This is a genomic window from Vibrio sp. 10N.247.310.24 (genome assembly GCF_041467175.1).
In the GTDB taxonomy this organism is placed as follows: domain Bacteria; phylum Pseudomonadota; class Gammaproteobacteria; order Enterobacterales; family Vibrionaceae; genus Vibrio; species Vibrio tasmaniensis_A.
Genome location: NZ_JBFSUD010000031.1, coordinates 41,479 through 54,686, shown reverse-complemented (window position 1 = coordinate 54,686; position 13,208 = coordinate 41,479). Strand labels below are relative to the sequence as shown.

General features: G+C 43.9%; 11 protein-coding genes. 2 read left to right on the top strand and 9 right to left on the bottom strand.

Translation table 11 applies throughout. The features are described 5' to 3' along the window. Window positions 1-164: 164 nt before the first annotated feature. From AB6E08_RS11790 to AB6E08_RS11770, 5 genes are all read right to left on the bottom strand, one after another. Window positions 165-1,004: an energy-coupling factor transporter transmembrane protein EcfT gene (locus AB6E08_RS11790; protein WP_017100918.1), complete on the bottom strand. Its 840-nt coding sequence runs from the start codon at window positions 1,002-1,004 to the stop codon at window positions 165-167. After that, a complete protein-coding gene (locus AB6E08_RS11785) occupies window positions 1,001-2,695 on the bottom strand; it encodes an ABC transporter ATP-binding protein (protein ID WP_372064861.1) in 1,695 nt (564 codons plus the stop codon). The genes AB6E08_RS11790 and AB6E08_RS11785 overlap by 4 nt, the downstream gene beginning before the upstream one ends. Window positions 2,696-2,701: 6 nt before the next feature. Continuing rightward, a complete protein-coding gene (locus AB6E08_RS11780; RefSeq protein ID WP_009845837.1) occupies window positions 2,702-3,250 on the bottom strand; it encodes an ECF-type riboflavin transporter substrate-binding protein in 549 nt (182 codons plus the stop codon). A gap of 326 nt (window positions 3,251-3,576) precedes the next feature. Continuing rightward, the gene (locus tag AB6E08_RS11775) at window positions 3,577-4,707 is read right to left on the bottom strand and encodes an HlyD family secretion protein (protein ID WP_009845836.1); all 1,131 of its coding nucleotides are present in this window, start codon (window positions 4,705-4,707) and stop codon (window positions 3,577-3,579) included. Continuing rightward, the gene (locus AB6E08_RS11770; RefSeq protein WP_017104296.1) at window positions 4,707-5,102 is read right to left on the bottom strand and encodes a DUF3302 domain-containing protein; all 396 of its coding nucleotides are present in this window, start codon (window positions 5,100-5,102) and stop codon (window positions 4,707-4,709) included. Before AB6E08_RS11770 ends, AB6E08_RS11775 begins: the two co-directional genes overlap by 1 nt. Before the next feature lie 256 nt (window positions 5,103-5,358). Between AB6E08_RS11770 and AB6E08_RS11765 the strand changes: the two genes are divergently transcribed. Beyond that, complete coding sequence (locus tag AB6E08_RS11765) at window positions 5,359-6,267, top strand: DMT family transporter (protein WP_029223175.1); 909 nt, start codon at window positions 5,359-5,361, stop codon at window positions 6,265-6,267. A 79-nt stretch (window positions 6,268-6,346) separates the two neighbouring features. On the opposite strand, the gene AB6E08_RS11760 is transcribed toward AB6E08_RS11765, so the two are convergent. The 4 genes from AB6E08_RS11760 to deoD form a co-directional block, all read right to left on the bottom strand. Further along, window positions 6,347-7,927, bottom strand: a complete 1,581-nt coding sequence (locus AB6E08_RS11760) for a GGDEF domain-containing protein (protein WP_029223174.1) — start codon at window positions 7,925-7,927, stop codon at window positions 6,347-6,349. Continuing rightward, window positions 7,927-9,396, bottom strand: a complete 1,470-nt coding sequence (locus AB6E08_RS11755; RefSeq protein WP_372064866.1) for a tetratricopeptide repeat protein — start codon at window positions 9,394-9,396, stop codon at window positions 7,927-7,929. Before AB6E08_RS11755 ends, AB6E08_RS11760 begins: the two co-directional genes overlap by 1 nt. Before the next feature lie 186 nt (window positions 9,397-9,582). Next, entirely contained in the window at window positions 9,583-11,052 is a 1,470-nt protein-coding gene (locus AB6E08_RS11750) for a lactate dehydrogenase (RefSeq protein ID WP_029223173.1), read from the bottom strand. Between the two features lie 80 nt (window positions 11,053-11,132). Next, window positions 11,133-11,843, bottom strand: coding sequence for a purine-nucleoside phosphorylase (gene deoD / locus AB6E08_RS11745; protein ID WP_017100923.1), 711 nt, complete (start codon window positions 11,841-11,843; stop codon window positions 11,133-11,135). 346 nt (window positions 11,844-12,189) lie between these two features. Here deoD and AB6E08_RS11740 point away from each other — a divergent pair, with 346 nt between their 5' ends. Then, window positions 12,190-13,164, top strand: a complete 975-nt coding sequence (locus tag AB6E08_RS11740; protein ID WP_017100924.1) for a L,D-transpeptidase family protein — start codon at window positions 12,190-12,192, stop codon at window positions 13,162-13,164. Window positions 13,165-13,208 lie beyond the last annotated feature (44 nt).

Below are 13,208 nucleotides of genomic sequence, written 5' to 3'. Positions count from 1 at the left end.
GACAGCTCGGAAGGATCCTTCAACCGATCACTTTGGCTTTAACTGATCGGCATTAGCCCTGAGGCTCCCTTTTTTTGTTTCGATTTTCACTCTAAAACGGCTTGAATTTCGTTAAGTAGAACATTATACAGCACGTTATTTAAGCGATGCTTTCAATGAAAAACCTAAAATGGATACCAGAATAATTGTGGTTCTAAAACACGCTTTACGATCGCTAACACAACGATAAAGGCGATAACCATTAGCCAAACATAATCGATACGTTTCAAAGGCGCATAGCTATACCAAGTCCGTGACTTATGTCTGCCAAAACCTCGTAACGTCATTGCGTTTGAAATCTCGTCTGCACGGTCTAAGCTAGAAAAAATGAGCGGACCTAGAACCTTAGCAACGTTTTTGATGCGAGTGAGTAAAGGTGCTTTCTTCGATAGTTCAACGCCACGAGCCTGTTGCGCGTGCATGATATTGATGAAGTCTTTTTTAACTTCAGGTAAATAACGCAGTGTTAAGCTGACCGCGTAGGCGATTTTGTATGGAACGCCAATACGGTTGAGGCTTGCGGCAAACTCGGTCGGGTGCGTGGTAAAGACGAATATTAACGCTATCGGGAACATGCTCATGTATTTGAGCGTGACAGTGATTAAATAAAACAGAGTCTCTTGGCTCAACGAGTAGTTACTCGGCAGTGTCAGCAATAGAGTCTCGCTGCCGATGAGCTCTGTACCTTGCTGTGGAGCAAGCAGATACATGAACAAAGCATTTAGGCTTAATACACTCACCGTTCCCAATAACAAAGGCTTATAAACGCGCACAGGCACATTGGTGAGCTTTAGCAGGAATAAACCAGTCACAATAAGCAACGCGATCAATCTCAGGTCGAACGTAGTTAAAACCACAGTGACCCAAGCGAGAAAAAGTACAAATTTAGTGATGCCGTTCAGTGCGTGTAACGGTGATTTGGTATCAATGTAATTGATGCCAAATTTTACTTTTGATGCATTCATAGCGAGCTTCTCTCGTCGTCGATGAAGTACTGCATAAAAGCGTTGGTGTCGTCGATTTTCATTATAGTCGCAAGTTCATAAATGCTGGTAGTACAAAGGTTCGCACGTTCTAAAAGCGATGGCTGACTAAACACTTCCGTCATGGCTGCATTAGCAATTAACTTACTGTCTGCGATTACGATCGAACGTGTGGTGTATTCTAGAACCAAGTGCATGTCGTGTGAGATGATCACAACAGTAATGCCCAAATCTCGGTTAAGCTTTTGGATGAATGCCAGCATCGATGTGTAGTTACGGTAGTCTTGGCCTGCTGTTGGCTCATCTAAGATGAGGAGTTCAGGCTCCAACACTAAGATAGACGCGATCGTTACACGCTTTTTCTGACCATAGCTCAGAGCTTCAATGGGCCAGTGGCGGAACTTACTTAACCCGCAAAGCTCAAGAACGTTCTCTACTTTTTCTGTGATCAGTTGTTCTGCAATACCTCGGTTACGAAGACCAAAAGCAATCTCATCAAAAATCATATGATGTGAGATCATATGATTCGGGTTCTGCATCACCACACCGACTTTCTGGCTTCTTTCAAAGATGGAAAGTTCAGATAAGTCTTGACCATTTAGATAGGAAGAACCTGAATCAGCATCTATCACACCCATGATGAGTTTGGTGATAGTGGATTTACCCGAACCGTTCTTGCCCAAAATCGAGACAAACTCACCCTTACCAATTTTGAAACTCACATCTTCGAGTGCATTTTTTTCGCCGTCGTAAGAATAAGTTAAGCCATGAACTTCGAGTAAAGGCTGGTACTGTTTCTCTGCTACCGGTGCCGGGCGCTCAGCAAACCAAGCTTGAACTGCTGGGCGGAATCTTTTGTAATCCAAAGCTTTGAGGTTTGAAAGTTTATCTTCGTTAGTCAGAGGGGCTTTCGCTGCTTTAAGTGCAGATAAGTAGAGAGGTTCACGAATACCGTGCGTCTTAAGTAACTTGGACGCTAAGATGTCATCCGGAGTCATATCCGCGACTATTTCACCGCGCTCCATTAAGATTACACGATCGATATCTCGATGTAGAACATCCTCAAGGCGATGCTCGATAATCACGATAGTCTTGTTGGTTTCTTTATGAAGTTGGTCGATGATCTCAATCGTTGCTTTGCCCGTTTTAGGATCAAGGCTTGCTAAAGGCTCATCAAACAGCAAGATATCGACATCATCGACTAAAATACCCGCTAACGATACTCGCTGTTTTTGACCACCTGAAAGGTCATGAGGAGAGCGCTCAAGCATATCCGCTAGGTCGACCATTTTTGCTGTCGATTTAACTAACGGGTACATATCAATGTTCGACATCAACTGGTTTTCTAATGCGAACGCGATATCTTCACCGATACTTAACCCCACAAATTGGCTGTCAGTATCTTGCAATACTGTGCCGACTTGCTCGGTATAGTCGTGCATTGAAAACTCAGACACATTCTTGCCGTTGATCTCTAAAGAACCAGATACCTCACCTTTAATTGCATGAGGTATCAGACCATTGAGACACTGACCTAGCGTAGATTTACCACTACCACTTGGTCCAATAATGACGATTTTCTCTCCTTTCTCTATCCTTAGATTGATATTTTTTAGCGTCGGTTTATCCAGCGACTCATATCTAAAAGAGAAGTTCGAAAATGCTATAGTCATTAGCGTTTATGCCTCGGTCAGGTTACGGCTTTGTTTGTTACGTTTAGCGACTGATTTTAGGATCAGGAAGCCAACCACTGCGATAAGAATAGTGTTGCCCGCAGCGATGATAGACAGTTGAGTGAAGACTTTAGTAAACGGTTCTGCGTATAGGATGGTGTCTAGGAACGCGGAGCTACCATAACCCACAACGTTACCCGCAAGGGCAAGTACCACGAACAGTGCAAAATCTTTCATTGGCAGTTCACCTTGTTGAAGGCGATTCTTAGTCATCATTGGGAATAAGCCGATAACCATACCGACAATACCTGAGCCTAATACCCAAGTTAACCATACCCCCCAACCTGCGAACAAATCCGTTACCCAGTGACCGATAAAGCCAACCAAGAAGCCAACAATAGGGCCAAACAAAACAGAAAACAGTGCTAGGACTGCCATTGCTGGTTTCAATGTCGTGTTAGCAAACACTGGGACACCAAACATAGGTAAACCACCAATGCCGTACAGTGCCGCGCCAATAGCAATAACGACGACTGTTTTAGCTGAAAAGTTCATAGATAACCTCGAATACTGAAAATAAAGCATAATATTCGCCATTATTAATATGCGTCTCAATGAGAACGTTTTTTGGGCAAATATAAAAAATAAGGCGCGCATTATACAGTAGAACCCTTCCATAAGGGAAGGTAAGTGTCTAGATGTCTAAAATTCCATCTAGACGCATTAATATCATGTAAAAAGCGCAATTTTACGGTTAATCAAGCAACAAAAAAGCCAGAACGAGTCTGGCTTTTTGATTCATATTAACAATGTGTTAAGCGGGGTCGTCGTATATCTACGACCGTTTAGTGGTCTAGCTCTAGTTAGTGGTCTAGATACGGTTAGTGGTCTAGATACAAATAATTTTGCCAACTCTTCATGCGAATAAGCACTTTACGCATGATAGATACGTGAGTGAAGCTGTCAGAATAAACGGCCACTTCGACGGCAGTACCCATAGGCAAATGGTACTCAGACAGATCATCAGTGATGGTCAGCTTAACAAATACACGGCCGCTAGTGCGCAGTGCGTCAGTACCTAGAAGTGTGCCTCGAGCTTGAAATTGACTTTCACCAATGGCTGGGATCACTTCATCAATGCGTCCTTTAAACACTTTTCCTGGTAGTGCTCTAAATAGAAACTCAGCTTCGTAGCCAGGTTGCAGTCGTTGTAGTGAGTTTTGTCTAAAGGCTGCGGTATAGAATTGCGCCTCAGTGTGAACAAAGGTCATCACCGGCGCTAATGGTAGTGGTACAGCCATTACACCAGGACGAAGAGCGAGTTGAGTTACGTAGCCATCGGTTGGTGCTCTTACTACCGTTTGGTCAAGATTGAATTCAGCTTTACGTAAATCAGCAAGTAAGCCTGCAACCGCTGTATTCTCACCGCCAATCTCAGAGTTAAGTGCGATCTGAGCTTGTTGTTGGTTTGCTTCGGCTACTTTCACTGCTGCTTCTGTGGCTTTGTATGCCTGTCGACGAGTATCGAGCTGTTGCTCTGTAAATGCGCCACTTTCGAAGCCTCGCTTGTATCGAGAGAATTCACGTTGTGCTTTATCTCTTTCTGCAATGGCTTTTATTTTGGCTGCTTCGGCTTCTCCAACTTGCGACTCTAGACCTAAGGCACCTTGACTCGCTTCTTTTACTTTGGCTTGCAGCTTAGCAACTTCAGCTTCAAAAGGAATCGGGTCTATTTTGAAAAGGATATCCCCTTGCTTGAGAGGCTTATTTGCTTCAACCGGAACCTCGATGACTTTGCCTCGAACCCCTGAAACAATCGGTGTCGTTGAGTAAACTTGATTACCGATTTGTGTGAAAGGGTGGTTGTAGTTCATTAATAGAATCAAAGTACCGATGAGGACAACACCACCCAGTACGGCTGTTGGGACGGTCCATTTGTTTAGTGGGATTTTGAATACTTTGAAAATCGTAATACAAAGCGCCGCGTAGGTCATTATCAGCAGTAAATCCATTACTTAGCCTCCTGATCTTGAACGTTGTTTGTCTGTTTCTCTGTGCTGTTTTGCTCAGTGCCCGCTTGCTTTAGCTGTGCGATTTCGCTCTGAAGTGCACTCACTTGGTCGATGAGAGTGTCGACTCGGTGATGAATATCATGTTGTTCTTCTTCAAGCTTAGCGAAGCCCCAGCCACGATCTTTGCGCCACAACGTAGCCCAAATCCAAAGGAATGGCCAAATAGTGTGTAAAGTGAATAGGCTAACCCAGCCTGAGACATGAATAGCATCTTGATGAGGGTGATTGCGTTCTTTCGCAATTTCATAGGGAATATCGTGAATAACGATGATGCCGTAAAAGATAACTAATGCTACGAAAATCAGTAGACCGAGTGCAAAGTAGTCTAAAAACATAACAGATCCTTGTAATGTTAGATGTTAGTTACAAATATACTACGCTATCATCCAAGTAATTGTTATAAAAATGATTTACCAATCTGAAAATAATATGTTGCTGCTAATAATGAGAATAAAATCACTGATGGATCTTATAAAATCCAATTGAACTTGAATAGGTTGTTTCGTATTTCTTGCTGACAAGATGACAGTTCTGATTCAAACGATGCGCATAGCCATAATCATAACAACAAAAAATAAAGGATAAATGCGGATGTATATAGGTGAATTAGCGGCCATTGGCGCTGCGATGGTGTGGGCGTGTGCGACATGGATTTATGGGCAGTTTGGGCATCGCTTCTCTGCGATGCAGTTGAACATTGTTAAGGGGGTTGTAGCCTCTGGCATGATGCTGTTGGTCATGCCGTTAATACCAATGCCTGAATTCGAACTGAGTGCTAACCATTTTGGGATCTTGGCGATCTCGGGAGTCATTGGTATCGCAGTTGGTGACAGTGCTTATTTTGCGGCATTAAAAAGAATTGGTGCCAATAAGACCTTGTTGCTGGAATCTCTGGCTCCACCTCTTTCTGGTGTTTTGGCATTAATGTTTCTTGGCGCGGCACTCACTTTGCAAAGTTGGCTCGGTGTTGTGATAACAACCTTAGCGGTGACCTTTGTGGTCTTTCAGCCGTCGAAATCAGCGAACGGTAATGATATTTCTAATGACAAAGCACAGTGGGGTGGCATTGGATATGGGCTTATGGCAAGTGTTTGTCAGGCGTCGGGTGTGGTGATTTCCCACTACGCATTGGTGGCGGGTGACATTCCACCATTGTTAGGTGCTTTGATTCGCCTGACGATTGGCGTGTTTGCCGTAATGCTGATTATCCCTTTCGTTGAAAAGAAGCCGTACTCGTCGATAAAAAGAGATTTATGGGCAATGACCAAGCTCGATAAACTTTGGTTATTAGGGGCAATCTTTGTCGGGACGTTTCTCGCTCTATGGCTTCAGCAAGTGGCGTTGAAAAATGCTAACCCTGCGATTGCTCAAACATTAATAGCGACCAGCCCGGTCTTTATTTTGGTGATTTATGCGATTAGAGGAGAGAAGGTGTCAAAGCAAAGTATCATCGGGACACTTGCCGCATTAGGTGGAATTTCTTTGTTCTTTTATCAATAAGAGGCGGGCTTAGCTACAGAGCTACAGAGCTACAGAGCTACAGACCTACAGAACTAAAGACCCACAGACAGACGTGTTACTACTCTGTACACACTTGATTACGGCCGTTGGCTTTAGCTCGGTATAGGGCTTTGTCTGCACGATAGAAGGTACGCTGAGTATTTTCTCTATCGCGATGCAAAGTGATACCGATACTAACGGTTAAACCGCGCTCGCCGAGTATTTCATGCCACCCAAATTGGAAGATACGCTCTCGATAATTTTCAGAGTGCATTTCTGCTTTCGCAAGGTCAGTATTCTCAAGGATGACGAGGAACTCTTCTCCGCCAAACCTGACACATGACGCGCCTCTAAACTTAAAGTATGAACGCAGTTCTTGAGAAACGCTGACGATCGCTTTATCACCCACTAAGTGGCTCAGTTCATCATTGATTGACTTAAAGTGGTCGATATCGATAACCATTAATGCGAAAGGCGTTTCGTGTAGCAGTAGATCTTTCAGTTTCACATCTAACCAGCGACGGTTGTTTAACCCGGTCAGTGGATCGGTGAAAACATCTTGTTGTAGCTGAGCAACTGTATTTTTATGTTGCTCTGTTGTCTCTTTAAGCTCTTTGTTCTCTTGTTCGGAGAGAATGAGTTTAAGTTGTAATTCAAACCGAGATAGACGGCGCAGTTGGCTTGCACCGAGTTCGCTGATCGGGATCTGCTTCATCAGATCCGTTTCAATTCGGTAGCCTTTCTTCTCGTAGCTCAGCGCTTCTTCAAAACGACCTTGATTCAAACACACATCACTTAGAGAATCATAGAAGCGCTTCGCAAGCACAGGTGACGAGCCGGGCTTCACACGTTTGTGGGTGCTCGACAAGATCATACTTGCATAGTCTTGCTTTCCGGTCGCACTCAAGCAATGTGCTAACTCTAGACGAGTCATGGTCGCGAGCCAACTTGCTTGAGTACTGTTGGCTGGATATTGAATTTTTGACAGACAACGAAGCGCTTCATGGTGCTTTTTCTTAGCACGGAGCACTTTTGCTTGATACAACAGTATCTGAGCTGTGAGTAGCTTATCACTCACTAAAATGCTCAGTTCTTCGCATTCGTTCAGTAAGTCGCTGGCCGCCGTTATTCGGTTGAGCAGTAGCAGACTTGCTACCATATAAAGCTTGAATTTCAGACGAAGTGATCGACTGCTTATCGCGTGATCTATGCTATTGATTTTTTGGTAGTAGCGAAGAGCTCTGCTGTGGTCTCCGTAAGCGTCACACAGGTTCCCCATACCTAAGATAGCCATTACATATTCATCGATATGTCCGTGCTCAACGGCGATTGTCGATGAGCTGACGAATTCATTCAGTGCCGACGTGTAATCACCAATTTCAACCAAGCGATTACTTAAGCTGGTCTTTACAGTAAGAATATCTTCTATATCTGTAGGAAGGTGGAGTAGGTCGAGTGCCAGTTTTAATTCATCAATACTGGTTTGATTTTGTTGTAACTCGGCGCGGTACTCAGAGCTGATGATGTAACAGTGTGCTTGTTCTGTTTGTGTCGTCGAAACGTGTTGGCGAATATGATTCCAGAATATGATCGCCTCTTCACCCGATACCGATGAAGGATCTAGACCTGCATCTGTAATCTTGCTTAATAGGGTTTCCATCATTCTGTTACCTCAGCATCGTCTTCTTCTAGTTGTTCAAGAGTGAACGGGAACGTCAAAATATCGTTGAGGCTGACGGTCGGTCTCGAACCTTTTAATCCTTTTCTGTGCCATGGATAGATATCTAGCATGGTGGTCAGAGTTTTGAAGATCTGGTCAGCAGCTTCGTCTTTTTCGGAAAGCATAAGAGCCACACGTTCCGAACTTAGCCTTGCAATGAAGTCGTTCTGATTACACAAGGTATGTGCTATCTCGGTACAGACATCTAAGTAATCGGTATCGATGTGATGGAACATGATGATGCAGTGATTAGAGCGTTTAAGCTCCGTCTTAAATAGTACCAGTTTTTCCCACCAGAAGGTTTCGGAAACGACATAAGAGAGGTGCTTTTCCGGGTCGTGTTCGTGTTGACCTCGAATGCGGTTAATTAGCTTACGAGCTCTCTGTTCAAGCTGGCGTTTTGAACTGCGCGCTCTGTCTAAACCGACACGATTTGTTTGTTCTTTAAGCATGCCGGTAGAATATTGACGATACTTCTTAAAAGCGGTCAATGCGGCTTCAAAATCTTGATTTTCTTCTGCGACTAAAGACTGTTGATAACAAATTTGGCTAAGCAGTTCGCCATTATCGAATTCGTTTGCTGACTCTTCTGCCAGCCTTAGCAACTCGGCGGCTTGTTCTGGCCTCTTTCTTAAGAGCTCCAGTCTAGCTCGACTGATGTAGGAATGCGCTTTCATCCATACAAGGTTGTGCTCTACTGCTAGCTTGTGCGCTTTGGCTGTGGCTCGTTCTGCATCATCCAAACGTTCAAGGCCAAGTAGGGCAAGGCCTCGAAAATCCCATACTTCAGCGTGCCAAGTATTATCTTTATATTCTTTTAATGCTTCTTCTGCACCGTCGAGCACCGACAGCATTTCAACATAGTTGTTGAGCAGGTAGTAATCCCATGCGAGAAGTATTCTTGCTTTGCCTTCTAACCAACCAATGCGACTGTTATTCGCTACTTTTACAGCGAGCTGGTGGGTAGAGCGTGCAAGTTTATATTCGTGAGTCATTCGCCAAATGTTGCCAAGGCCAATGAGGCATTCAATTTGAATCTCCACTTCATCAACCAGTGCAGATTGTTCTAATGCATTGATCCAGAAATGTTGGGCGGAGTAATACTTGGCTTGTCCCCAGAATTGGAGAGCGTGTAAGTGGAGAATTTCAGGGAGAAAATGATCGGTATCTAATCGGCTTTGGCGTTTGTAGGCTTCCTTGATGTATTTTAAACCTTTCTGGTAATCCATAAGGTTCCAACAACATCTCGCCATTAACATGAATGACTGGATAGCGCCCTCTTCAAACAGAACTTGCTCTGATCTGACTAGGCATTGTTGTGCAATCTCTAGGATCACCAATGGCTCAGAATCAACGCGAGTTTTGAGTTGTTCTAGTTCGGTTTCAAGAAGGTACTGATTTTTGTCCAAGGCTTAGATCCATAATTATCGAACATATTGATAACACAATCATTATAGGAGTGTGATTGATGATAAGCATCAATTATCTCTCGCTGAGCATAAAGGGGACACGTATCTTTTCCAATTCTGGGTGTTATCTCATGCTTTTGCTTTGAAATCAATGAGTTCTAGAGCGCTTGTCTAGATGGTAAATCTCTATGAAAGCAATTGCTTAAGAGTTAATGGCTGCTCTGTCACACCTAAGCGTTGTGCTGCCGTCAACCCTTGCTTATCTTGGTAGCACAGATTGTGCCAAGATCTAAATATGTCGAGTAATGGAAGAATGCCCCCAGGACGAAGTTTACGTCTTGGCTCATTGATGAAGCTATCAAATAACAACTGAAAACGTTGTTGATAGAACTTTGTTTGCTGAATTGAAGCTGTATTAAACCACTGTTTTGGTTCTGGATTGTTACCGGTTAGGTAGCAGATACCTTTTTGACTGTCACCTTGACTCGCGATAGCCCAACGATCGCGCCACCAACTCATATGAACGATGTCGATCTTTTCAAAATTTTGGTCATCTTGCCAACCTGAGTCTTCCTCTACATACATAAGGTCAACATTTTGACTCTGAATACGCGGCAAGCAAACGCTTAGAGCGGCAGATCTTAGTAATGGGTCTTGTGGCATATAGATCGTGACATGCTTATTCTCATCACACATATCAAGCACGTGTAGGAAGTGAGCATAGGAAGTATAAGGCGGTCGAATTAGCGCGCCCTTCGAAGGGTAACTGAATGTCGTGAGGTTCCCCATTGGATCCTCGACATTACCTCTCGCAAGAATCACTTGGTATTGCTGCTCAATGCGCTCTTTCAGTTTGTCAGACGGCTGAGGAAGTTCGAGATTCGCTTCTGAAGAGTGCTCTTTAGACACAAAGCGTGCAACGTCATCATAAGGGTTGTGATCAGCACTTCCAGATGGTTCTTCATTTTGAGAGTAATTGACGTGTTGGCAAAGGATGTAGCCAGAGTGTGCCTCGCCAGTCGCTATCCATACCACACCATTGTTGCTTTTCGGTTGCAGGCGTTGGTAGTGAGAAGCGAATTCGTAATCTTTAGCATGGTTGACCCAACGAGCATCGATCATCGCTAACTTGCGACGACAGCGACTGGCGATATGGTCAACATGATCATAGAAAGTCTTTGGATTGATCTCTAACTTTCTACAAATTTCACGTACTGAATATCCCATGAACAATAAGCCCATGAGGTTCTCTTGAAACTGAAGTTTTTTGTTGGATCCTGACCACTTATCAACGAAGGTTGATTGGCAGTCTTTGCATCTGTAACGCTGCCTATCGCCACTGTAGCCGAAGGCATGATAAAGATGTTTGTGGGTATGAACCGATAAGCCAAAGTTATCGCAATCATCATTACGACAAGCAGGGAGCCCGTCGCTGTGAAGTTGTCTTAGGCGATGAAGTTCGCTTAACACTTCACGATTGTTAAGTAAGGGGGGGAAAGCTCCACATTCACGACAAACCATCGCTGGACGCTTAGGGTTTGCGTGTTGCAAAACATACCGTTTTGCATCGCTCAAGCCAAAGTTGTCACACGCCAATGTTTTACAAAAGTTGAGTTGCAAACCATCCGCATCTTTTGGCAGCTTGTCGTTAGACACGATCTCCCCCTCGGGATTATTTGAGCAGCCAAGTGAGCTTGGCTGCGGGGTAACGCTTTTCAATGTATCTTATCAATTCGTTAGATGTTGATTGCAGTCTCTAGAGCAACTTTCATCATGTCGTTGAAAGATTTTTGACGATCTTCAGAGCTTAGTTTCTCACCACGGATGATGTGGTCAGATACTGTTAGGATAGTTAGAGCTTTAGCACCAAGATCCGCAGCAACACCGTAGATACCAGCTGCTTCCATATCAACACCAAGGATGCCTAGCTTTTCCATTTTTTCGAAAAGGTCAGCTTCTGGAGTGTAGAAAAGGTCTGCAGAGAATACGTTACCAACTTTAACTGGAACTTCTTGTGCACGTGCTTGGTTTACGGCTTCTTCTAGAAGACCGAAATCAGCGATTGCCGCGAAGTCATGGTTGTTGAAACGAATGCGGTTTACTTTTGAGTCAGTCGATGCACCCATACCGATAACAACGTCCATTAGTTTAACGTCATCACGTACCGCACCACAGCTACCTACGCGAATAACGTTCTTTACGCCGTACTCAGCAATTAGCTCATGTACATAGATGCAGCACGATGGAATACCCATACCGTGGCCCATTACAGAAACTTTCTTACCTTTGTAAGTGCCTGTGTAACCAAACATGTTGCGAACGTCACAAACTTGCTTCACGTCATCAAGGAATGTTTCTGCAATGTATTTTGCGCGAAGCGGGTCGCCTGGCATAAGTACAGTTTCTGAGAAATCACCAGCTTGAGCATTAATATGAGGTGTAGCCATGGTCGTTCTCCAAAGTTTTAACGGTAATTATAGGAACAGGGTTTTATTAATTACCGATTCTGTTGAATTGAATTCGTTTTGTTGAGGCAATATTAGCGAGTTAAAACGAGGCTCCGTGAGATGTTTGTCACAAATTTGCTCTACCTTTAAAGTATTATTCATATAGATAACCAAATATGTTGAAAGTTTAGAGGCAATCGATTTTGTGTGGTTAAATTACGCTATGTCCAGACGAAAAACGACAAATAAAGGCCTGTTGCATATCAGCTTGGAGCAACAATACGTTGTCGCGACGTTTGATCAGCGATAATCTAAACTTTGATAAAAAGACAAACCAAGGAATTGTATGTCGTATTGCGCTAACTCGACGCCTTTGCACTCAATGAGAACACAGATACGTAAGGTAGCTTTACCTCTAGTGAGGGTCACCTTGTTTGTGGCAGCGATGGCTTCGTCGTGTGTGTCTGCTGCAACTTTTGAGTTGCCGCCAACTGAAAGTCGTATTGTCGGAAGAATACAGCAGCATGAAGTGGCAGCGGGCGAAACGTTGGCCATCATTGCTAAGCAATACGATATTGGTTTTCTCTCTTTAATGGCGGCAAACAAAGGCGTTGATCCTTTTCTTCCTGCTGAAGGTTATGTGTTAAGTATTCCTAGTCGTCTGATTCTGCCGGATACGCCGAGAAAAGGCATTGTGATTAACCTTGCCGAGTTAAGGTTGTACTTCTTTGAACCTGAGAAAAATCAGGTGCACGTATTTCCTGTTGGCATCGGTCGAGTGGGGCGAGATACCCCAGAGATGATCACTAAGATAAGCCAAAAAAGACCCAATCCGACTTGGACGCCTCCAAACTCAATTCGTAAAGAGTATCTAGAGAAAGGGATTGAGCTACCAAAAGTGGTTCCTGCTGGGCCGGAAAACCCTCTGGGCGAGTATGCATTACGACTTGCTTATGGTGCAGGTGATTATCTGATACACGGCACCAATAAAGACTTTGGGATAGGCTTGCGAGTCAGCTCCGGCTGTATCCGTATGGAACCTAAAGATATTGAGTGGCTTTTTGAACAGGTTAGTCGTGGTGAGCAAGTCACAATAATCGATGAGCCTATCAAAGTGTCTTTAGAGCCAGATAGAAGCGTGTTTGTTGAAGCTCACGAACCATTGACGCGAAGCGACGGCTCTAAGAAATTATTGCAAATCCCCGTTGAATTAAAATGGTGGCTTGAAGATGCAGATCTACCAAATTCAAAAGCGAAAGCGGTGATATTTGCTCAAAATGGCGTGCCTGTTGAGATAGCACCACCTGTGATTGAGTTCTAATTTGATTGCCTCTTCTGTAATAAGGGGCGTTTATCTTTGTTTAC